Genomic DNA, 22,012 nt, shown 5'->3' on the forward strand with positions numbered 1-22,012 from the left:
ACCATGTATCAGGCCATCGTCTTCCTTCCCCTGCTCGGCTTCCTGATCGTCGGCCTGTTCGGCACGTCGCTCGGCGCCAAGGCGTCCGAATACATCACCTCCGGTTTCCTGGTGATCGCGGCCGTGCTGTCGTGGGTCGCTTTCTTCACCGTCGGTTTCGGCCATGGCGAGGTGTTCACCGTGCCGGTGCTGCGCTGGATACAGTCGGGCGGACTGGAAGCGTCCTGGGCACTGCGGATCGACACGCTGACGGTGGTCATGCTGGTGGTGGTCAACACCGTCTCGGCGCTGGTCCACATCTATTCGATCGGCTACATGCACCACGATCCGAACCGGCCGCGCTTCTTCGCCTATCTGTCGCTGTTCACCTTCGCCATGCTGATGCTGGTGACGGCGGACAACCTCGTGCAGATGTTCTTTGGCTGGGAAGGCGTGGGGCTGGCGTCCTACCTGCTGATCGGCTTCTGGTACAAGAAGCCGTCGGCCAATGCCGCGGCAATCAAGGCCTTTGTCGTCAACCGCGTCGGCGATTTCGGCTTCGCACTCGGCATCTTCGGCGTGTTCGTGCTGTTCGGCTCGGTCAATCTGGGCACGATCTTCGCCAATGCGGCAACGTTCATTCCGGCCGAAGGCGCCCCGCACGGCGCCGCCGTGCTGACCTTCCTCGGCTATGCGCTGGACAAGCAGGCGGCCATGACGATCGTCTGCCTGCTGCTGTTCATGGGCGCCATGGGCAAGTCGGCGCAAGTGCCGCTGCACACCTGGCTGCCGGATGCCATGGAAGGCCCGACACCGGTTTCCGCGCTGATCCATGCCGCCACCATGGTGACGGCCGGCGTGTTCATGCTGGCACGGCTGTCGCCGCTGTTCGAACTCTCGCATTCGGCGCTGACTGTCGTGACCTTCATCGGTGCCTTCACGGCCTTCTTCGCGGCCACCGTCGGTCTCGTCCAGAACGACATCAAGCGCGTCATCGCCTACTCGACCTGCTCGCAGCTCGGCTACATGTTCGTGGCGCTCGGCGTCGGCGCCTATGGCGCGGCGATCTTCCACCTGTTCACGCATGCCTTCTTCAAGGCGCTGCTGTTCCTCGGCTCGGGCTCGGTCATCCATGCCGTGTCCGACGAGCAGGACATGCGCAAGATGGGCGGCCTCAGGAAACTGATCCCGACCACCTACTGGATGATGGTGATCGGCACGCTGGCGCTAACCGGCGTCGGCATTCCGGTGACGGTCATCGGCACCGCCGGCTTCTTCTCCAAGGACGCCATCATCGAGAGCGCCTTTGCCGGCCACAATTCGGTTGCCGGCATGGCCTTCGTGGCTCTGGTCGTCGCCGCTTGCTTCACCTCCTTCTACTCCTGGCGGCTGATCTTCATGACCTTCCACGGCAAGCCGCGGGCGAGCCATGAAGTGATGCACCACGTCCATGAATCGCCGCCTGTGATGCTGGTGCCGCTGTTCATCCTGGCCGCTGGCGCACTGTTTGCCGGCATCATCTTCCACCGCGCCTTCATCGGCGAGGGCTATGCCGAGTTCTGGAAGGCATCGCTGTTCACGCTGCCTGACAACCACATCCTGCACGACATCCACGAATTGCCGCTGTGGGTCGAACTGTCGCCCTTCATCGCCATGCTGATCGGCTTCGCGCTGGCCTGGAAATTCTACATCCGCTCGCCGGAAATGCCGGTCAACCTCGCCGCGCAGCATCGCGGGCTGTACGCCTTCCTGCTCAACAAGTGGTATTTCGACGAGCTCTACGACTTCCTGTTCGTGCGGCCCGCCAAGCGCCTCGGCCATTTCCTGTGGAAGACCGGCGACGGCACCATCATCGACGGCCTCGGCCCGGATGGCATTTCGGCGCGCGTCGTCGATGTCACCGACCGCGTCGTCAAGCTGCAGACCGGCTATCTCTACCACTACGCCTTCGCCATGCTGATCGGCGTTGCCGCACTCGTCACCTGGATGATGCTCTGATGACCGCCTGGCCAATCCTCTCGCTGGTCACCTTCCTGCCGCTGGTTGGTGTGCTGCTTATCCTGTTCATCAATGACGACAGCGAAAATGCACGCCGCAACATCCGCTCCATCGCGCTGTTGACGACGACGTTCACGTTCATCATCTCGCTGTTCATCTGGACCGGATTCGACAATTCGCAGTCCGGCTTCCAGTTCGTCGAGAAGGTCGCGTGGCTCGACTCCGGCATTTCCTACCATATGGGCGTCGACGGCATCTCGATGCTGTTCGTCATCCTGACGACGTTCCTGATGCCGCTGTGCATCCTGGCGTCGTGGGAATCGATCGAGAAGCGCGTGAAGGCCTACATGATTGCCTTCCTGCTGCTCGAAACGCTGATGATCGGCGTGTTCTGCGCGCTGGACATCGTGCTGTTCTACGTCTTCTTCGAAGCCGGCCTGATCCCGATGTTCATCATCATCGGCGTCTGGGGCGGCAAGCGGCGCGTCTACGCCTCGTTCAAGTTCTTCCTCTACACGCTCGCCGGCTCGGTGCTGATGCTGCTCGCCATCATGGCGATGTTCTTCCAGTCCGGCACAACCGACATCCCGACGCTGCTGACCCACAACTTCCCGGCCAACATGCAGACCTGGCTATGGCTTGCCTTCTTCGCCTCCTTCGCGGTGAAGATGCCAATGTGGCCGGTGCACACCTGGCTGCCCGATGCGCACGTCGAGGCGCCGACGGCGGGCTCCGTCATCCTGGCCGGCATCCTGTTGAAGATGGGGGGGTATGGCTTCCTGCGATTCTCCTTGCCGATGTTCCCGCTGGCGTCGGAAATGTTCGCGCCGCTGGTCTTCGCGCTGTCCGTCGTCGCCATCATCTACACCTCGCTGGTGGCGCTGATGCAGGAAGACATGAAGAAGCTGATCGCCTATTCGTCGGTTGCTCATATGGGCTTCGTCACCATGGGCATCTTCGCCATGAACCAGGAAGGCGTGCAGGGCGCGATTTTCCAGATGCTCAGCCACGGCCTCGTCTCCGGCGCGCTGTTCCTGTGCGTCGGCGTCATCTACGACCGCATGCACACACGTGAGATCGCCGCCTATGGCGGCCTGGTCAACAACATGCCGAAATACGCCACGGTGTTCCTGATCTTCACCATGGCCAATGTCGGCCTGCCCGGTACCAGCGGCTTCGTCGGCGAGTTCCTGACCATGCTGGGCGTGTTCCGGGTCAACACCTGGGTGGCGTTCTTCGCCGCCACCGGCGTCATCCTGTCGGCCGCCTACGCGCTCTGGCTCTACCGCCGGGTGATCTTCGGCGCACTGACCAAGGAGAGCCTGAAGGGCCTGCTCGATCTGTCGCCGCGCGAGAAGGTGATCATCTACCCGCTGGTCGTGCTGGTCATCTTCTTCGGCGTCTATCCCGCCCCGGTCTTCGACGCGACGGCCGAATCGGTCAAGTCGCTCGTCACCAATGTCACTGCATCCATCGGCGCCGCGCAGACCGCGGCGGCGAACTGACCAGAGGTTTTGCGAACCATGACGCCGGACCTTCTCTCCAGCCTGTCGCTCTCGACGCCAGAGCTGATCCTTGCCGTCGGCGCGCTGGCGCTGCTGATGGTCGGAGCCTATTCGCGCGCCAACACGGCCAACACGGTAACCGGCCTTGCGGTTGCCGTTCTGGCGATCGCGGGCGCCTGGCTGATCTTCCGGACCGGGCAGGGCAGCGCTTACGGCAATGCCTTCATCCAGGATTCCTTCGGCCGCTTCATGAAGGTGCTGGCGCTGATCGGTTCGGCGGTGACGCTGGTGATGTCGATGCGCTTCGCCAAGGCTGAACGCTTCGACAAGTTCGAATATCCGGTGCTGATCCTGCTCTGCACGCTCGGCATGATGCTGATGATCTCCGCCAATGGCATGATCGGCCTCTATCTCGGCCTCGAGCTGCAGTCGCTGGCGATCTACGTGCTGTGCGCGATCAACCGCGACAATCTGCGTTCGACTGAGGCTGGCCTCAAATATTTCGTCCTCGGCGCGCTGTCGTCGGGCATGCTGCTCTATGGCATCAGCCTGGTCTACGGCTACACCGGCAACACCGGCTTCCAGGAGATCGCTTCTGCGCTCGGCAGCGGCGAGCGCCAGCTCGGTCTCGTTTTCGGCCTCGTCTTCGTGCTGGCCGGCCTTGCCTTCAAGATCTCGGCGGTGCCGTTCCACATGTGGACGCCAGATGTCTATGAGGGCGCGCCGACACCGGTGACGGCCTTTTTGGCGGCAGCACCGAAGATGGCGGCGATGGCGCTGATGGTGCGCGTCACCATGGGTGCGTTCAAGCCGATCGCCTCCGACTGGCAGCAGATCATGGTCTTCATCTCGATCGCCTCGATGGCGCTTGGTGCTTTCGCCGCCATCGGCCAGACCAACATCAAACGGCTGATGGCCTATTCCTCGATCGGCCATATGGGCTATGCGCTGGTCGGCCTTGCCGCCAACAGCCAGGCCGGCGTGCGCGGCGTTGCCATCTACATGCTGATCTATCTGGTGATGACGCTCGGCACCTTCGCCTTCATCCTCGCCATGCGGCGCAAGGAAGGCAATGTCGAGCAGATCAGCGAGCTGGCCGGCCTGTCGTCGACCAATCCGATCATGGCGACGATCCTGACCATCCTGATGTTCTCGCTGGCCGGCATCCCGCCGCTCGCCGGCTTCTGGGGGAAATGGTACGTCTTCCTCGCCGCCATCAACGCCAATCTCTATGCGTTGGCGATCATCGGCGTGCTGGCCTCGGTGGTGGGCGCCTATTACTATTTGCGCATCATCAAGATCATGTGGTTCGACGAACCGGTCGGCGGCTTCGTGCCGATGGCGACGGAATTGCGTGTCGTGCTCGGCGTCTCCGGCGCCTTCGTGCTGTTCTACGTGCTGATCGGCGGGCCGATCGGCACCTATGCCGAAGCCGCCGCCAAGACGTTTTTCTAGTCGGCATGGCATTTCGGCTGGCTCCAACCTCGGCGTCGGATGGGTTCCGGCTCGAGGCGCATGAGAGCGTAGGCTCCACCAATGCGCTGGCACTGGACCACGCAAGGGCAGGCGACCCCGGCAAATTGTGGGTCGTTTCCAAGAAACAGGAAAGTGGGCGTGGCCGGCGCGGCCGCGTCTGGGCGACGCCAGAAGGCAACCTCGCGGCGACGCTACTGGTCATCACCAAGGCAGAGCTTCGCCTTGCCGCGACGCTGGGCTTCGTCGCCGGACTGGCGCTGGCCGATGCGCTCGACGCCGTGGTGCCGAAAGGCCGGATAGCCATCGGCCTCGACGGTGGCAGCGAAGGGAAAAACCGTTTCGAACTGAAATGGCCGAACGACGTGCTTGCCTCCGGCGCCAAGCTGGCCGGCATCCTGCTGGAATCGGCAATCCTGGAAGGCGGCCGTTTCGCGGTGGCGGTCGGAATCGGCGTCAATGTGGTGGCATACCCCGAGGATTTGCCCTATCCCGCAACATCACTCAGCGCGCTGGGCGCGGCATGCGATGCGGAAACACTGTTCCTGGCGCTGTCGGATGCCTGGAGCGAGAATGCCCGGTTGTGGGATGAGGGGCGCGGACTTGCCGCCGTCAGGCGTCGGTGGCTTGATCGTGCTGCGGGGCTTGGCAGCGAGGTTGCTGTCAGAATTGACGGTAATGTGGTGCGTGGGGTGTTTGAGACCATTGACGAGGACTGCCGTTTCGTGATCCGCGACGATGAAGGTTCGGTTCGGACGATCGCCGCCGGCGACGTGCATTTCGGCGCGGTCGCTTCGGCCAGGGCATAGGGCCGTTTATGCACCGTTCTAACTGTTTGTTTTTGCGCAACTCCGGTGGGAAAACCGTTACACACTTTTCCCGGAATTGCTTTTTGGGCTTGGCCTGAGGGCCAGGAAGGGAAAAATCATGGCGAAAGCGGAAACCGCCGAACTCGTCTTCGTGCCGCTCGGCGGCGTCGGCGAGATCGGCATGAACTTCGCTCTTTACGGCTACGGGCCGCCCAATGCGCGCGAATGGATCGTCATCGATGTCGGGGTGACCTTCCCCGATGCCAGCCTGCCGGGCGTCGACCTGGTGCTGCCCGACACGCGCTTCATCGAGGAGAACCTCGCCAATCTGCGCGGCATCATCATCACGCACGCGCATGAAGACCATTACGGCGCGCTGCTCGACACATGGCCGAAGCTGAAGGCGCCGGTCTGGATGACGCCGTTCAGCGCCGGCCTGCTGGAAGCCAAGCGGCAAGGCGAGCAGGGCGCGCCGAAAATACCGGTCACGATCTATCGGGCGGGCGAGAAATTCACCGTCGGCCCGTTCGAGATCGAAGCCATTCCGGTCGCGCACTCGATTCCCGAGCCGATGTCGCTGGCGATTACCTCGCCGGCCGGCACCGTCATCCATACCGGTGACTGGAAGATCGATCCGGAGCCGACGATTGGGCCGAAGACCGACGAGGCGCGTTTCCGGGCCTATGGCGACAAGGGCGTTCTGGCGCTGATCTGCGATTCGACCAATGCGCTGCGCGAAGGTGAGTCGCCTTCGGAAGTGGCTGTGGGCGAGGGCCTCAAAGGCGTCATCCAGGCTGCCAAGGGCCGTGTCGCCGTCACCACATTCTCCTCCAATGTCGGACGCATCGTCTCGATCGCCAAAGCGGCGCGCGATGCCGGACGCCAGTGTCTGGTGCTTGGCCGTTCGCTGAAGCGGGTCATCGATGTGGCCGGCGAACTCGGCTACATGGACGGTCTGCCGGAGTTCATCGCCGAGGAGGATTTTGGTTTCATCCCGCGCGAAAACCTGGTCATCATCTGCACCGGCAGCCAGGGCGAGCCGCTGGCCGCACTGGCCAAGCTGTCGCGCGAAGAGATGAAGTCGGTGTCACTGACGGCAGGCGACACGGTGGTGTTTTCCTCGCGTACCATTCCCGGCAACGAGAAGGCGATCCTCGAGATCAAGAACCGTCTCATCGACCTCGGCGTCAAGATCATAGAGGACGGCGATGCACTGGTGCATGTCTCCGGCCATCCGCGGCGCAGCGAATTGCGCAAGATGTATGAATGGGTGCGCCCGCAGATCGGCGTTCCCGTGCATGGCGAGGCGGCACATCTGGTGGCGCAGGGCTCGCTGATGTCGACATCGGGCATCGGCCAGGTGGCGCAGGTGCGCGACGGCGACATGCTCAGGCTTGCTCCCGGCCCAGCCACCATCATGGATCAGGTGCCGTTCGGCCGTATCTACAAGGATGGCAGACTGATCGGCACCGATCAGGCGATGGGCATCCGTGACCGGCGCAAGCTGTCCTTTGCCGGCCACGTGGCGGTCAATGTCGTGTTGGACGACAAATATGAGCTTGCCGGCGACCCCGATCTGGTCGCCATCGGCGTCGCCGAGGCCGATGGCCGTGGCGAGTCGCTGGAAGACTTGATGATCGATGCGGCAATCGGCGCGGTGGACTCGATCCCCCGTCAGCGCCGAAAAGACCTCGACCTGGTGCAAGAAGCAGTGCGGCGCGCCGTGCGCGGCGCCGCCAACGAAGCCTGGGGCAAGAAGCCGCTGGTGACTGTATTCGTCACAAGGTGACGAAAGGGAGTAGGGGAGTAGGGGAGTAGGAAGAGCAAACAGCTGACATACCTGTCTTTTCCCTTACTCCCGTATTCCCATACTCCCTACTTGGGAGTGCCAATGCTCGGACGACTGAACCATGTCGCGCTTGCCGTGCCGGATCTGGCTGCTGCCGTCGCTGCCTATCGCAACACGCTCGGCGCGGAAGTGACGGCGCCGCAGGCGCTGCCGGAGCATGGGGTGACGGTGGTGTTCGTCAATGTCGGCAACACCAAGATCGAACTTCTGGAGCCCTTGGGCGAGGGGTCGCCGATCGCCGCCTTCCTGGAGAAGAATCCTTCCGGCGGCATGCACCATCTTTGCTACGAGGTCGATGACATCCTGGCCGCGCGCGATCAGCTCAAGGCCGCCGGCGCCCGCGTGCTGGGCGACGGCAATCCGAAGATCGGCGCGCACGGCAAGCCGGTGCTGTTCCTGCATCCGAAGGATTTTTTCGGAACGCTGATCGAACTGGAGCAATCATGAGCTGGGTTTCGTTCACCGCCCTGTTTTTCGCGACCTGGTGGGTGGTGCTGTTCGCCGTGCTGCCGTTCAGCGTGAGGACGCAGGACGACGATCGTGACGTGACGCTCGGCACGGTTCCGAGCGCGCCGCGTGGGCCTCACATGCTGCGCGCCGTGATCCGCACCACCATCGCCACCGCGATCCTGATGGGCATTTTCTATGGCCTGACGCATGGGCTGGGATACAGCCTCAACGACATCCCGCACATCGTGCCGGAATTCAGCCAAACCCCAGCCAAATAGCCGGTCCCGGCCCAAGAAGATTTGTTCGGCAAAGACGTTTTCATCCGTCGGAACAGCTTGGTTCCAGACAGGAATGCTGTGTCGTTTTGCGGCCGGACGAGCGCTGACGCTAGGTAAGGTGGTTTGGCAACGCATTGCGCTAAGCAGATGATTGCACAAAAAAAATGCAAGGCACGAGGCCTTGCAATTTAAACGCGTCCGATCTGTTTCCGGTTTCCGGCGGCAGCGAGTAACCGCGCCTAGATCGCATCCTCCCAAGACTTTGACCGCGTAGGAGAGCAGATTTTTTTCTACCCTCTCGGTTATCGAGGTACATTAGCCTAAGGCGAATGACAATGTCACGAAGAATTTTGCCTTGAAACGGGCATTCTCGTGCTGCACTGCACAATAGTGTGGCAGGCGTTGCTTGGCGAACGATCATCAAGACGCGCGCGGTGACCGGGAGGCCTTGCGGCGCCGTGGGTCTTCTGGGCGGGCGAAGGACGGTGCGACGCTTCTGATCCCGGCTATCCCGTGCTTTTTGAAAATCGATTGCCGCTTTTCGGGCCGAAGCGTCCGGGTTCCCATTCCGCCTTGAAATGGCTATGAAGCCGGGTCAAGCAAGCCAAAGTCGCGCCGATTCTGACGCGACCCTCCTCACTCACGGACCAGTCCATGCGTTTGTCGCGCTATTTCCTGCCTATCCTCAAAGAAAACCCGCGCGAGGCCGAGATCGTCTCGCACCGGCTGATGCTGCGCGCCGGCATGATCCGCCAGCAGGGGCAGGGCAGTTTCTCGTGGCTGCCACTCGGCAAGCGGGTGCTGGACAAGGTCTGCGGCATCATCCGTGAGGAGCAGAATCGCGCCGGTGCGCTGGAAATCCTGATGCCGACCATCCAGTCGGCCGATCTGTGGCGCGAAAGCGGCCGCTATGACGACTACGGCAAGGAGATGCTGCGCATCAAGGACCGGCAGGACCGCGACATGCTCTACGGCCCGACCAATGAGGAAGTGGTCACCGAGATCGTCCGCGCCTATGTCAAATCCTACAAGGACCTGCCGCTCAATCTCTACCACATCCAGTGGAAGTTCCGCGACGAAGTGCGGCCGCGCTTCGGCGTCATGCGTTCGCGCGAATTCCTGATGAAGGACGCCTATTCTTTCGACCTCGACTTCGAGGGCGCCAGGGCGGCCTACAACAGGATGTTCGTGTCCTATCTCCGGACTTTTACGCGCATGGGGCTGCAGGCAATACCGATGCGGGCCGATACCGGGCCGATCGGCGGCGATCTCAGCCATGAATTCATCATCCTGGCCGACACCGGCGAGAGCCAGGTCTACTGCCACCGCGACTATCTTTCGCTCGATGTGCCCGGAGAGAAGACCGACTTCGCCAATGCCGCCGAGATCGGCGATATCGTCAAGACTTGGACGACACCCTACGCGGCCACCGACGAGATGCATGACGAGGCGGCGTGGGAGAAGATCGGCGAGAGCGACAAGGTTTCGGCGCGCGGCATCGAGGTCGGCCACATCTTCCATTTCGGCGATAAATATTCGAAGCCCATGGGCGCCAAGGTGACCGGGCCCGACGGCAAGGATCATTTCGTCTCCGGAGGCTCCTACGGCATCGGTCCGTCGCGGCTGGTCGCTGCGATCATCGAAGCCAGCCATGACGACAACGGCATCATCTGGCCGGAGGCGGTGGCGCCGTTCGACATCGGGCTGATCAACATGAAGGCGGGCGACGCCGAGTGCGACCGCGTCTGCGACGAACTGCATGCCGTTTTCGTCGCCGCCGGCAAGGACGTGCTCTACGACGACACCGATCAGCGGCCCGGCGGCAAGTTCGCCACCGCCGATCTGATCGGCCTTCCCTGGCAAGTGATCGTCGGCCCGCGCGGTGTCGCCGCCGGCGAGATCGAGATCAAGAATCGCAAGACCGGCGAGCGTGAGACGCTGCCGATCGCAGACGTGAAAAAGCGCTTCGGTGTCGCCGCATGAGCGAGGCGGTGGCGGCAAGACCGGTCGGCGCCGGACCCTTTTCCATCTTCGAGCGCATGGTTGCCTGGCGCTATCTGCGTTCGCGGCGCAAGGAGACGGTGATCTCCGTGATCGCCTCGATCTCCTTCCTCGGTATCATGCTGGGCGTCGCCACGCTGATCGTGGTCATGGCGGTGATGAACGGTTTCAGGGCGGAGCTTTTGACGCGCATCCTCGGCGTCAACGGCCACCTGATCGTGCAGCCGCTCGATTCGCCGTTGGAGGACTATGCGCAGGTCGCCAGCCGCATCAACGGTGTAGCAGGCGTCAAATACGCCATCCCGCTGATCGATGGCCAGGTGCTTGCGCAAGGCAATGTCGGCGGCGGAACCGGAGCGCTGGTGCGCGGCATACGCGGCGAGGATCTGAGCAAGATCGCCATCGTTGCCAGCAACATCAAGCAGGGTTCGATCGCCGATTTCGACTCTGGCGAGGGGGTTGCCATCGGCAAGCGCATGGCCGAGAATCTCGGCCTGACGCTTGGCGATACCATCACCTTGATTTCGCCCGACGGCGACGTGACGCCGATCGGCACCACGCCGCGCATGAAGGGCTACAAGATCGCGGCGATCTTCGAAGTCGGCATGTCCGAATATGACACCTCCATCGTCTACATGCCGTTTTCCGAAGCGCAGCTCTATTTCAACATGGATGGGCGGGCGCAGACGATCGAGATCTATGTCGACAATCCAGACGATGTCGATGCGCTGAAACCGAAGGTGGAGGCGGCGGCGCAGCGGCCGATCGACATGGTCGACTGGCGCCAGCGCAACGAGACCTTCTTCTCCGCCCTGCAGGTCGAGCGCAACGTCATGTTCATGATCCTGACGCTGATCGTGCTGGTGGCGGCGCTGAACATCATCTCCGGCCTGATCATGCTGGTGAAGGACAAGGGCCACGACATCGCCATCCTGCGCACCATGGGGGCTTCGCGCGGCGCCATCCTGCGCATCTTCCTGATGACGGGTGCGGCGATCGGCGTGACCGGCACGCTTGCCGGTGTGCTGCTCGGCGTGCTGATCTGCACCAACATCGAATCCATCCGCCAGTTCTTCTCATGGATGACCGGCAAGGTGCTGTTCAATCCTGAACTCTATTTCCTCAGCCAGTTGCCGGCGAAGATGGATCCACGCGAGACCACCTATGTCGTCCTGATGGCGCTCGGCCTGTCCTTCCTGGCAACGGTGTTTCCGGCATGGCGCGCCGCGCGTCTCGATCCGGTCGAAGCCTTGAGGTACGAGTAGTGGCCGAGGTCATTATCGAGCTGAAGAGCGTCGAGCGGCACTATGTCCAGGGGCCGCGCAAGCTCACCATCCTGAACGGCGCCGATTTCTCGCTGAAGCGCGGTGAGATGGTGGCGCTGGTGGCGCCGTCGGGCACCGGCAAGTCGACGCTGCTGCACACCGCCGGCCTGCTGGAGCGTCCCGACGCCGGCGACGTCATCCTGGCCGGCCGTGCCTGCGGGCGGCTCTCCGACGACGAGCGCACGGCGATCCGCCGCAACGATGTCGGCTTCGTCTACCAGTTCCATCATCTGCTGCCGGAATTCTCGGCGCTGGAAAACATCATGATGCCGCAGCTCATCAAAGGGCTCAGCCGGAAGGACGCGGCCGAGCGCGCGGCGCAGCTGCTCGATTACATGCAGATCGGCAAACGCGCGTCGCACCGGCCGTCCGAACTCTCCGGCGGCGAGCAGCAGCGCGTCGCCATCGCGCGCGCGGTCGCCAATGCGCCGCTGGTGCTGCTGGCGGACGAGCCGACCGGCAATCTCGATCCGGTCACCGCGTCTTATGTGTTCGAGGCGCTGGCGGCGCTGGTCAAGCAATCGGGCCTTGCGGCGCTGATTGCCACCCACAATCACGAACTGGCATCGCGCATGGACCGGCGCGTCACCCTGGCCGACGGCAAAGTGGTGCCGCTTTAGTCTCCGATGTCGTCATCCTAGGGCGGAGCTCCGCGGAGCGGAGCGTAGACCCTAGGATCCATGCCGTTACTTTCGAGACAAATGCAGGGGTCGAGGATATGCGACCTTTATCAGAGCGATAATTCTGCACCGTAGCATCGCCCCAAGGTCACGGCATGGATCCTAGGGTCTGTGCGCGTCGCTCCGCTCCTTGCTCCGCCCTAGGATGACGAAGCAATGGGTGTATTGGCTAATCGCAAAGACTGCGATCTCACCACGTAGCACCGTCCGACGCCCATCAACCTTTTCTTAACCATGCCGATCTGATCGCCGCAAAAATCCGGATGCGGGCGGATCGTGCCCGTTGACTTTGAGACAAAATTAGAACAAAATGCGAACATATCAACAACAGGAGAGAGTTATGACCGATCTGGTTCAGGATGTCATCTCACTGGTTTGCATGAGCACGTTCCTTGTTTCCATGGCGATCTGGATCGGAGCCATGTGATTTGGCGGCGTTCGCCGTCGCTGTTCCCGCACGGTCGAAGGCCGTTCCGCCGTTAAGCTTTTCTTGCCGTCGCGGCGTTAGGGTGCCCCGGCAAGACAGGGAGCAACGTCCAGGTGTCGCCCATCGTCACGGCCATTCTGGTGGCAAGCAATCTCGGGCTAATCTTTCTCTTGATGACCGTGCCGCTGGGTCTGCGCACGATCCGGTTGACTCGTCTGGTGGCGATGGACCGGCAGCGCCTCTGGCAGGCGCTGTGGCCGCTCGGCAGCGATGCTGGCTGGTCCGGTGAGATCCTTTCCGCCGAGGCGCCGGACGGCGAGGGCGTGGCCCGCATCACGCTGTCGTGGGAAGGTCGCGACGGCAAGCCGATCGAACGCAAGTCGCGGTTTGAGGACGTCGTCGAAGGTATCAGCTTCTCGATGCGCGTCATCGAGGACACCGCGCTCGACGCTTCATTCTGGAAGGATTTTCGCGAGACCACTGAGCTCGTTTCCGAGGGCAACGGCACGCGGGTGACGCTCAGCCAGACCGATCGCTATCGCGGCGTTGCCTTCCTGGTGTTCCGCTATTTCGCCATGCGCCGCGAGCTTGGCAAACTGCAGCGCTGGGCGCGGACCGGGCAGTATCGCAAGGGCGGCTGGTTCGAGCATCCGTTGAGCCAGGTCGGTTTCGCCGGGCTTTCGGCGCTGATCCTGTGGCCATTCTTCGGCCTTCACTTCGGCGGCCTGGCACTGGCCGCGATCCTCACATCAGTGGTCGCCCTGCATGAGCTTGGCCATATGGCGGCGTTTCGGCTTATGGGCCACAACCGGGCACGGATGATCTTCATTCCGCTGCTCGGCGGCATCGCCATTGGCGGGCGGCCCTATGACAGCCGTTTCGAAGTCGCCTTCGTGGCGCTGATGGGCGCCGGCTTCTCCGCATTCCTGGTGCCGATCGCTATCGCCGCCAGCACCTTTGCCGGCGCTGAAGGACATCGGCTGGCGGCGGCGCTGCTGGCGACACTGGCGGGCTTCGCCGCCCTGTTCAACATCGCCAATCTGGTGCCGGTGTGGAAGTTCGACGGCGGTCAGGTGCTGCGCCAGATCTGTCCGGGGCCGGTCGCGCTGGCGCTGGCTTCCTTCTTCCTGCTCTCGGCTTTCCTGGCCGTGGGTTGGCAGGCCGGCTTTTCCTCCAATTTCCTGCTCGCGACGGGAGCGGTGTTTTCGATCCTCAGCCTGTTGACGATGAGCAGCGGGGTCAAGCCGCGTTACGAGCTGAAGCCGATCCGCACCATCGACCGCCTCGCCATGGCCGCGGCGTTGCTGGCGGTGTTCGCCATCCATGGCTATGGCGTCCTGTGGGCCTCCGCCCAGCTCATCTGAGGTGTGTTGATATTCAGATGGATGCCGGCCTGTGAATCACACATAGCTTGAGCCGTACCGGATCAGGAAGAATCAGCCGGCCTTGCGCTCGGCTTCGACAGGCAAAGCCGTGGCGGGACCGAACACATCCTCGAAGGCGGATTTCAGCGCCAGGTCAAGATCGGCCATGGTCAGGGGAAGGCCGAGGTCGACGAGGCTGGTGACGCCGTGGTCCTGCACGCCGCAAGGCACGATGCCGCTGAAATGGTCGAGATCGGGCTCGACATTGATGGCGATGCCGTGGAAGCTCACCCAACGCCGCAGCCGAATGCCTATGGCCGCGATCTTGTCCTCGGCCGGCGAGCCGTCCGGCAGGGCAGGGCGGTTCGGCCGCACGACCCAGACGCCGACCCGGTCCTCGCGGCGCTCGCCCCGCACATTGAAGACGGCCAGCGTGCCGATGATCCACTGTTCGAGCGCCGCGACGAAGGCGCGGACGTCCTCGCGCCGCCGCTTCAGATCAAGCATGACATAGGCGACCCGCTGGCCCGGCCCATGATAGGTGTATTCGCCGCCGCGGCCGGCCGCGAACACCGGGAAGCGGTTGGCGTCGATCAGGTCCTCGCCGCGGGCGCTGGTGCCGGCCGTGTAGAGCGGCGGGTGTTCGACCAGCCAGACCATTTCGCCGGCGGCCCCGCTGCGGATCGCCTCGGCGCGCGCCTCCATGAAGGCAAGTGCTTCGGGATAGGCGGTAAGGCCGGGCTCGATCAGCCATTCGACCGGTGCTGAACCGGGGAGCGGCAGGAACGACGTGGCGATCTGGCTGCGTTCGGGCATGGCGTATCGTCTTTTCGCTTATGCATGTCGCGTCCCAAAACCGCCTCGCACCTTTGGGTGACATCAACTTGCCTTCCATATGGCGATATCAGGCGCAAACGTCCAGTTCCGACGCTGCGTTCGGACCCTGTGGAGCATTATGCCAATCGCCTGACATTATTGCTTGCCGTGCACTTGTTTCGCCGGAAACGATTTGCTACACGCCGCGAGCCGGTCGGTTCCGGCTCTACCACGTGCGGTCGTGGCGGAATTGGTAGACGCGCAGCGTTGAGGTCGCTGTGGGGCAACCCGTGGAAGTTCGAGTCTTCTCGACCGCACCATTCTCTTCCCAGAGTCCGATTTGTACCGGTCTCGCCCGCTGCGGGCCGGGCGCATTTCGTTTGATATTCCCGCACTTTACGCCACTTTCTTTCTGAGCGTCGGATTCTCCCAAAACCGGTTTCCCCTTTTGGGTCCGATGCTCTAGACCTGATTTGCACCTTTTCCGGGATTCTTGTGGCGGGAGGCGCTGGTGGAAGGCGAGCACGAACGGACGACCGGCGCCAGGGCCGCCGAGGACAACCACGCCGATATCTATGGCGAGGACGGCGCCGTGCTTTCGTCCTTCCTTGCGCGGATTGGCGCGGCGATCGCCGACCGCGACACGCTGACCCTCAAGCATGAAGTCGACGACCTGCACCAGTCGGAACTCGGCGACCTGCTCGAGGCGCTGCATCCCGAACAGCGCCGCGCGCTGGTCGAACTCCTGGGCGCCGATTTCGACTTCTCCTCGCTGACGGAGGTCGACGAGGCGATCCGTATGGAGATCGTCGACAATCTGCCCAATGCGCAGATCGCGCAGGCGGTGCAGGAGCTCGATTCAGACGACGCCGTCTACATTCTTGAGGATCTCGACCAGGAAGACCAGGACGAGATCCTGTCGCAACTGCCGTTCACCGAGCGGATCAGGCTGCGCCGCTCGCTTGATTATCCCGAAGAGACGGCCGGCCGCCGCATGCAGACCGAGTTCGTCGCGGTTCCGCCGTTCTGGACGATCGGCCAGACCATCGACTACATGCGCGAAGACAACAACCTGCCCGAGCGCTTCAGCCAGATCTTCGTCATCGATCCGAGCTTCAAGCTGCTCGGCGCCATCGACCTCGACCAGATCCTGAGGACCAAGCGTTCGGTCAAGGTCGAGGAAGTGATGCACGAGACGCGGCACGCCATTCCGGCCACCATGGACCAGGAAGAGGCGGCGCGGGAATTCGAGCAGTACGATCTTTTATCGGCCGCGGTCGTCGACGAGAACGAACGGCTGGTTGGCGTTCTGACCATCGACGATGTCGTCGACGTGATCCAGCAGGAGGCCGAGGAAGATCTGATGCGCATGGGCGGCGTCGGCGACGAAGAGCTTTCCGACAGCATCTTTTCGACCTCGCGATCACGCGTTCCGTGGTTGCTGATCAACCTTCTGACCGCGTTCCTGGCGGCGTCGGTGATCAGCCTGTTCGACCGCACGATCGAACATATCGTCGCACTGGCGGTGCTGATGCCGATCGTCGCCGGCATGGGCGGCAATGCCGGCTCGCAAACCATGACCGTCACCGTGAGGGCGTTGGCGACCAGGGATCTCGACATCTACAATGCCGGCCGCATCATTCGCCGCGAGATGGGTGTCGGCTTCATCAACGGCATCGTCTTCGCCATCCTGATCGGCATCGTTGCGGCAGCCTGGTTCCGTGACCCCAATCTGGGCGGCATCATCGCGGCGGCGATGATCATCAACATGTTCGTGGCCGCCCTGGCCGGCATCCTGATTCCGCTGCTGCTCGATCGTTTCAAGATCGATCCGGCGGTCGCTTCGGCGGTCTTCGTCACCACGGTTACCGACGTCGTCGGTTTCTTTGCATTTCTCGGCATCGCCACGTGGTGGTTCGGTGTGCCCTGAAGGCACGCCTTTTGGCTTAATTGACTTTTACGTAAATGCCGTGCGAGGCTTGCGCGGGGCGCCATGTCGATTCCGGCATGGCATGGGTTTTGGTTCGGGACATAAGGGTGACGCCGGCATGGCGATCGCCCCTTGGTTTCGGCGTGCGGGAGTGGCAATGCGAGAATATTATTCGATCACCGAGTTGACCCGTGAGTTCGATGTGTCGACGCGGACGCTGCGCTTTTACGAGGACGAAGGGCTGGTGCAGCCGGTGCGGCGTGGCCGCACGCGGCTGTTTCGCCCCTCCGACCGCCACCTCATCCGTCAGATCATGCGCGGCAAGAGGCTTGGTTTCTCGATCAACGAAATCCGCGAAATCATCCAGATGTACAGGGAGCCGCCCGGCGAAGTCGGCCAGCTCAACCTGATGATCAAGCGCATCGAGGAAAAGCGCGAGGATCTCCGGCAGAAGCGCCGCGACCTCGAGGAGACGCTGGCTGAACTCGACCAGGCCGAGGAGTCTTGTGTGGAGCGGCTGGTCGAGCTTGGCGTGAATACCTGAGCGGACTGGATTCTATCGCGCGTTAGCGTTCGGAATGAGCGGAAACGTCTATTCCTTCTGCAATGCACCGCGACGGCGCAGAACTTTGCTCCGCTGCACTCCTAGACCGAGGTCACGGCATGGATCCTAGGGTCTCCGCGACGGAGCTGCGCTCCTGCTTCGCCCTAGGATGACGAAGTTCGCAAGACTTAGGCTAATCGCCGAAGTGTGCACCTGTCAAAACCTCTCCGCGATGGAAACCGGAGCGCCAGCTCAAATCCAGCGGCGCACGCGTTTGGCGTAGTCGCGGTATTTCTTGCCGAATTTTGCCGCCAGCATCTTTTCCTCGCCTTCGATCGCCATTTTTTGCGTGGCATAGGCGGCGATGAAGGCGAGCGGCAGGAACCACACGATGCCCGAGACAAAGGCGACGCCGATCAACAGCAGGGTGTTGGCCAGATACATCGGATTGCGGGTGATGCCGAAGGGACCCGTGGTGACCAGGTGATCGGGCACAGCGTTCGGGTTCAGCGTGGTCTTGGCGCGGACCATGGTGCGGATCGCGGTGACCCAGAGCGCTGCAACGGCAAGCAGCACCACCCAGCCGGCGGCGAAAAGAATGTCGCCCAGGAGGTCACCGATCCAGGGCAGGGGATAGAGCAGGCCCAGCGCGATGCTGATGGCGATGGCGGCGGTGTAGATCAGCGGCGGCCACGGTATGAGCCCCGGCTTCGGCTGGTTCTCGGTCATTTGACCCCTTCCTCCATCAACTTGCTGTCCGTCTTGGCGGTACACATGCCGGCGAGATCGGACAGATGCGTCTTCCATTCCGCAGTCTGGTCGTTGTTGTAGAGCCGATCAAGCGTCGCCTCGCCCTCGAGCGTATCGAGCATGCAGACACAGTAGCTCGTACAGAACTCGGTGTCGCGCGACTGCTCGCAGGACAGCTGGCAGGTTTTGAGGAAATTCACCTGCGGGGTTTCGACCTGCGCCGGCATGATCTGCGAGAACAGCCAGACGCAGCCGATCAGCAATGGCTGGTGGATCAGGTAGAACGCCAGGCTGTGCCGGCCGATAAAGACCAGCGGGTTGGCCCAGCGACCGGGCGCCAATTCGGCAAGCCGGGCAAGCACGCCTGAACCGGCGGCGAGTTTCGTCACCGCGATGCCTGCAAGCACGGCGCCGAACCATGGAAACAACGGAACGTAGTCGTTGGAGCGTGGATTGTTAGCCGACAGGCCTACCCACCACAGCCATGGGTGATCGAACGCCTCGAGGCGCAGATAGACAGGCGCCGCAATGACGAGCGCGGCGACGACAAGCGTCAGCAGTGCCGGCAGCCGCAGAAAGGCGAGGCCGAGCAGGCTGGCCAGCGCGATCTCGTGCAAAATGCCGAAGAAGATGAATCCATCCGGGGTGGCGATGCGGGTGACGACCGAAATCGCGATCGCGGCTCCGGCGACCATGGCAAACCGCTTCCAGAAGCCGTTCCAGCGGATCTGTCGGCCATGGGCGAGGTACAGGCTGACGCCAACCAGGAACAGGAAGGTCGAGGCTATGCAGCGCGCGTAGATCTTCCACCAGCCGAAGGCGGTCAGGCCGGGATCGGTGTAGCCGAAGAACTCCAGATCCCAGGTGAAATGGTAGCTTGCCATGGCGATCAGCGCGATGCCGCGCACGATGTCGATGACGACGATGCGCTTTGGTCGATCCTGAACGGGTGCGGTCGGCGTTTGGATGCTCATGGTCTCGCATTCTGATTCAGCCCCGTTGGAGGACTATCACGGTTGCCCCGGACAAAAGAAGACCGGCAATCCTGCCGATAACGCCGGATCGGCCGCGGCATTGGGCCAGTGCCGGGAAGCCTTTGGCCGGCTTCGCTTTTGCCGGATGCACGTCGGTTTCCTCTTATTGGCACTGGGGTCGCCACGGCAGATTTAACCCGGTGAATCTGCTTCGGGGAAAGCAATGTCCACCCATGTGCGCCATCCGATCTGGCTGCCGGCTCTCAAGGCCGCGGACGCGCGCACCTTCGCGTCGCTCTATGCAGTCGAATCCTTCGCCCGCGCCACGGTGTCGAGCGTCATCCCGATCCAGGCCTATGAAATCCTGCACAACGAGCAGATCGTGTCGATGCTCTACACAGTCGTGGCGATGCTCGGCCTGTCGGTGACATTGTTCATGCCGATGCTGATCCGCCGCTTTGCCCGCCGCTGGGTCTACACATCAGGCGCCTGCCTGCTGGCCGTCGGCTCGCTGTTCTTCGTCACCGACACGCTTGCCGGGCAACTGGCCGGCATGCTGTGCCGGGTGATGGGCGCCAGCGCGCTGTCGATCACGCTCAACCTCTACATCATGGACCACATCCGCAAGACCGACTTCATGCAGGCCGAATCGCTGCGCATGGCGTGGTCGATGCTGGCCTGGACCGGTGGGCCGACGCTCGGCATCTTCCTCTACACGCGCTTCGGCATCTATGCCGCGCACGGTGCGGTCGCGGTGTTCGCGTTTGCCCTGCTGGCGCTGTTCTGGACCTACCGCCTCGGCGACACCCAGTCCATCCGTCCGGGCAAGACGCGCCCTGTCAATCCGCTCGCCAATATCGGCCGCTTCGTCGCGCAGCCCAGGCTCAGGCTGGCCTGGCTGATTGCCTTCGGCCGCTCCTGTTTCTGGACAACGTTCTTCGTCTACGGGCCGCTGTTCATGGTGATCACCGGCGAGGGCAAGCTGGCCGGCGGCCTGCTGGTTTCGGCCGGCAACGCGCTTTTGTTCATGGCCATCTTCTGGGGCAAGGCAGGAAAGCGCTTTGGCGGCCGCAGGACCATGACATTCGCCTATTTCGCCATGTCGGCCACGCTGCTGGCGGCAGGCTTCGTCGGCGAAACCGTGCCGCTGCTCACCGGCGCCTTCCTGCTCTGCGGCGCCTTCTTCACCATTGCGCTCGACGCGCTCGGCTCGACCGCCTTCATGCGTTCGGTGCGCTCCTATGAAAGATCGCAGATGGCGGCGGTCTACCGCACCTATCTCGACTTTTCCGAGCTGACGCCGCCGCTGGTCTATTCGGTGGTGCTGGCCTTCTTCGGCCTTGGCGCGGTGTTCGTCACGCTCGGCCTGCTGGCGGCGGTCTGCGGCTTTGTGACGTGGCGCTATCTGCCGAAATCGCTTTGACCTTCATGGCGCATTCGCAATGGCCGCCGGCGGAATTTGGTTTGCCGGAGGCGAGGATTCTGCCTATAGTCGCCGGTGTCGCCGGTTCCATTTTGGAGCCAAGAGGGAATGCGGTGCGGGCGAATTCGCCCAATGCCGTGGCTGCCCCCGCAACTGTGTGCGGTAGTCCTCTCCATATGCCACTGAAGATTTTTCTTCGGGAAGGTGGGGAAGGATGCTGATCCGCGAGCCAGGAGACCTGCCGGCGACAGGAAACTGACTTCGATGCCCTCGGGTGGAGGGCGAAAGGACAAGACATGACTACCGCTTCCGTCTCCCTCGGCGCCTCCGTCTCCTCGCAGTCGCGCTTCATGCAGCTCGCGCTTGCCGCGCTGCTCGGCATTTTCGTGATGGGCTTTGTCGGCTTCTCGCATATCGATGCCGTCCATAATGCGGCTCACGACTATCGCCATTCGATGGCGTTTCCCTGCCACTGACGAGGGGCTGACATCATGAATCTGTTTCGCAACGTCGTGTTCATCGCGGCGATCGCAGGGCTCGTGGCCGGCGTCGTCCTCGCCTGCCTGCAGGCCTATGCCACCGTGCCGCTGATCCTGAAGGCGGAAGTTTACGAACAGGCGGGCGGCGGGCATCACCATGACCATGGCGCTCCGGCCGCAACGGATAGCAATGCCATGAGCACAACTGCTCCGGCGGGAGATGCGATGAGCTCTGCTGCCCCGGCTGCGGCGGAAGCCGCTCCGGCAGACGAAGGTTGGGCGCCGGCAGACGGTTTCGAGCGTTTCGCCTTCAGCGTGCTTGCCAATATCGTCACCGGCATCGGCTTCGCCTTGATCCTGGTCGCGGTCTCCGAATTCGCCGGCGGCATCGGTGGCTGGCGCCAGGGCGTGTTCTGGGGCCTTGCCGGCTTTGCCGTGTTCACGCTGGCACCGGGCCTCGGCCTGCCGCCGGAATTGCCTGCCATGCCGGCCGCCGATCTCACCCAGCGGCAGATCTGGTGGTGGGCAACGGTGGCGGCAACCGCTGCCGGTCTCGGCCTGATCGCGTTCCGCAAGTCGCTGCCGCTGGCGATCCTTGCCGTCTTTTTGATCGTCGCACCGCATGTTGTCGGTGCACCGCAGCCCGACAGTTACGAGACGGCGATTCCGGAAGGGCTGCATCACCAGTTCGTGGTGGCGGTGACCGTGACCAACCTCGTGTTCTGGCTGGTGCTCGGCGCGGTCGTCGGTGTGGTGCGTGGCCGCTTCACCGGCACCGCGACCAGCCTGCGCGACAGCTTTGCCTGATCGCAAGACACTGACCTTCCTCATCGGCGGTGGGCGCGCCGGCAAGAGCGCGCCCCCCCAAATACAGGCCCCCGCCTTGGCCCCCCCCAGGGCCTATATAGCCACCGCCCAACCCAGGGCTGACGAGCTGGGTGAGCGCATAGGCGGGGAC

At 62.8% G+C, this 22,012-nt stretch carries 19 protein-coding genes, 1 tRNA gene and 1 riboswitch; of the genes, 17 read left to right on the top strand and 3 right to left on the bottom strand.

Annotation, left to right across the window (positions count from 1 at the left end):
* Positions 1 to 3: 3 nt before the first annotated feature.
* The 11 genes from nuoL (at position 4) to NKH95_RS29510 (ending at position 14,138) form a co-directional block, all read left to right on the top strand.
* Positions 4 to 1,977, top strand: coding sequence for an NADH-quinone oxidoreductase subunit L (nuoL, locus tag NKH95_RS29460; RefSeq protein WP_023812380.1), 1,974 nt, complete (start codon positions 4 to 6; stop codon positions 1,975 to 1,977).
* Positions 1,977 to 3,482: an NADH-quinone oxidoreductase subunit M gene (locus NKH95_RS29465; protein ID WP_023812379.1), complete on the top strand. Its 1,506-nt coding sequence runs from the start codon at positions 1,977 to 1,979 to the stop codon at positions 3,480 to 3,482. The genes nuoL and NKH95_RS29465 overlap by 1 nt, the downstream gene beginning before the upstream one ends.
* 18 nt (positions 3,483 to 3,500) lie before the next feature.
* Complete coding sequence (nuoN, locus tag NKH95_RS29470) at positions 3,501 to 4,937, top strand: NADH-quinone oxidoreductase subunit NuoN (protein ID WP_352894073.1); 1,437 nt, start codon at positions 3,501 to 3,503, stop codon at positions 4,935 to 4,937.
* A gap of 5 nt (positions 4,938 to 4,942) precedes the next feature.
* Positions 4,943 to 5,764, top strand: coding sequence for a biotin--[acetyl-CoA-carboxylase] ligase (locus tag NKH95_RS29475; RefSeq protein ID WP_352751316.1), 822 nt, complete (start codon positions 4,943 to 4,945; stop codon positions 5,762 to 5,764).
* A gap of 118 nt (positions 5,765 to 5,882) precedes the next feature.
* A complete protein-coding gene (locus tag NKH95_RS29480) occupies positions 5,883 to 7,553 on the top strand; it encodes a ribonuclease J (protein ID WP_127267199.1) in 1,671 nt (556 codons plus the stop codon).
* A gap of 102 nt (positions 7,554 to 7,655) precedes the next feature.
* Positions 7,656 to 8,060 carry a methylmalonyl-CoA epimerase gene (mce, locus tag NKH95_RS29485; RefSeq protein ID WP_128304418.1) on the top strand — a complete coding sequence of 135 codons (405 nt, stop codon included), beginning with the start codon at positions 7,656 to 7,658 and terminating at the stop codon, positions 8,058 to 8,060.
* The gene (locus NKH95_RS29490) at positions 8,057 to 8,341 is read left to right on the top strand and encodes a DUF1467 family protein (RefSeq protein ID WP_023812375.1); all 285 of its coding nucleotides are present in this window, start codon (positions 8,057 to 8,059) and stop codon (positions 8,339 to 8,341) included. The genes mce and NKH95_RS29490 overlap by 4 nt, the downstream gene beginning before the upstream one ends.
* Positions 8,342 to 8,995: 654 nt before the next feature.
* A complete protein-coding gene (gene proS, locus NKH95_RS29495; RefSeq protein ID WP_352894075.1) occupies positions 8,996 to 10,324 on the top strand; it encodes a proline--tRNA ligase in 1,329 nt (442 codons plus the stop codon).
* Positions 10,321 to 11,607, top strand: a complete 1,287-nt coding sequence (locus NKH95_RS29500) for a lipoprotein-releasing ABC transporter permease subunit (RefSeq protein ID WP_127293254.1) — start codon at positions 10,321 to 10,323, stop codon at positions 11,605 to 11,607. The genes proS and NKH95_RS29500 overlap by 4 nt, the downstream gene beginning before the upstream one ends.
* The gene (locus NKH95_RS29505; protein ID WP_206535279.1) at positions 11,559 to 12,287 is read left to right on the top strand and encodes an ABC transporter ATP-binding protein; all 729 of its coding nucleotides are present in this window, start codon (positions 11,559 to 11,561) and stop codon (positions 12,285 to 12,287) included. The genes NKH95_RS29500 and NKH95_RS29505 overlap by 49 nt, the downstream gene beginning before the upstream one ends.
* 600 nt (positions 12,288 to 12,887) lie before the next feature.
* On the top strand, positions 12,888 to 14,138 hold the full coding sequence (locus NKH95_RS29510) for a site-2 protease family protein (protein ID WP_352439835.1): 1,251 nt from the start codon (positions 12,888 to 12,890) through the stop codon (positions 14,136 to 14,138).
* 72 nt (positions 14,139 to 14,210) lie between these two features.
* Here the strand turns inward: NKH95_RS29510 and lipB are convergent, their stop codons facing one another.
* Positions 14,211 to 14,954, bottom strand: coding sequence for a lipoyl(octanoyl) transferase LipB (gene lipB, locus NKH95_RS29515; RefSeq protein WP_352775544.1), 744 nt, complete (start codon positions 14,952 to 14,954; stop codon positions 14,211 to 14,213).
* A gap of 235 nt (positions 14,955 to 15,189) precedes the next feature.
* Between lipB and NKH95_RS29520 the strand changes: the two genes are divergently transcribed.
* The 3 genes from NKH95_RS29520 (at position 15,190) to NKH95_RS29530 (ending at position 17,428) form a co-directional block, all read left to right on the top strand.
* Positions 15,190 to 15,274, top strand: a tRNA-Leu gene (locus NKH95_RS29520).
* Positions 15,275 to 15,465: 191 nt separating this feature from the next.
* On the top strand, positions 15,466 to 16,884 hold the full coding sequence (gene mgtE, locus NKH95_RS29525) for a magnesium transporter (RefSeq protein ID WP_023812369.1): 1,419 nt from the start codon (positions 15,466 to 15,468) through the stop codon (positions 16,882 to 16,884).
* Positions 16,885 to 17,041: 157 nt separating this feature from the next.
* Positions 17,042 to 17,428: a MerR family transcriptional regulator gene (locus NKH95_RS29530; protein WP_027034793.1), complete on the top strand. Its 387-nt coding sequence runs from the start codon at positions 17,042 to 17,044 to the stop codon at positions 17,426 to 17,428.
* A 252-nt stretch (positions 17,429 to 17,680) separates the two neighbouring features.
* Here the strand turns inward: NKH95_RS29530 and NKH95_RS29535 are convergent, their stop codons facing one another.
* Both NKH95_RS29535 and NKH95_RS29540 read right to left on the bottom strand, forming a co-directional pair.
* The gene (locus NKH95_RS29535) at positions 17,681 to 18,157 is read right to left on the bottom strand and encodes a methyltransferase family protein (protein ID WP_023812367.1); all 477 of its coding nucleotides are present in this window, start codon (positions 18,155 to 18,157) and stop codon (positions 17,681 to 17,683) included.
* Positions 18,154 to 19,152, bottom strand: coding sequence for a heparan-alpha-glucosaminide N-acetyltransferase (locus tag NKH95_RS29540; protein ID WP_352612451.1), 999 nt, complete (start codon positions 19,150 to 19,152; stop codon positions 18,154 to 18,156). The genes NKH95_RS29535 and NKH95_RS29540 overlap by 4 nt, the downstream gene beginning before the upstream one ends.
* Positions 19,153 to 19,375: 223 nt before the next feature.
* Between NKH95_RS29540 and NKH95_RS29545 the strand changes: the two genes are divergently transcribed.
* The 3 genes from NKH95_RS29545 to NKH95_RS29555 all read left to right on the top strand — a co-directional run bounded on the left by NKH95_RS29545 (position 19,376) and on the right by NKH95_RS29555 (position 21,861).
* A complete protein-coding gene (locus NKH95_RS29545; protein ID WP_352632394.1) occupies positions 19,376 to 20,575 on the top strand; it encodes an MFS transporter in 1,200 nt (399 codons plus the stop codon).
* 56 nt (positions 20,576 to 20,631) lie between these two features.
* Positions 20,632 to 20,835, top strand: a riboswitch (cobalamin riboswitch).
* Between the two features lie 36 nt (positions 20,836 to 20,871).
* A complete protein-coding gene (locus NKH95_RS29550) occupies positions 20,872 to 21,051 on the top strand; it encodes a CbtB domain-containing protein (RefSeq protein ID WP_013531117.1) in 180 nt (59 codons plus the stop codon).
* Positions 21,052 to 21,066: 15 nt separating this feature from the next.
* Entirely contained in the window at positions 21,067 to 21,861 is a 795-nt protein-coding gene (locus tag NKH95_RS29555) for a CbtA family protein (protein WP_352439839.1), read from the top strand.
* The last annotated feature ends 151 nt before the right edge of the window (positions 21,862 to 22,012 follow it).

It is taken from the genome of Mesorhizobium sp. M0848, from assembly GCF_040319805.1.
GTDB lineage: Bacteria > Pseudomonadota > Alphaproteobacteria > Rhizobiales > Rhizobiaceae > Mesorhizobium.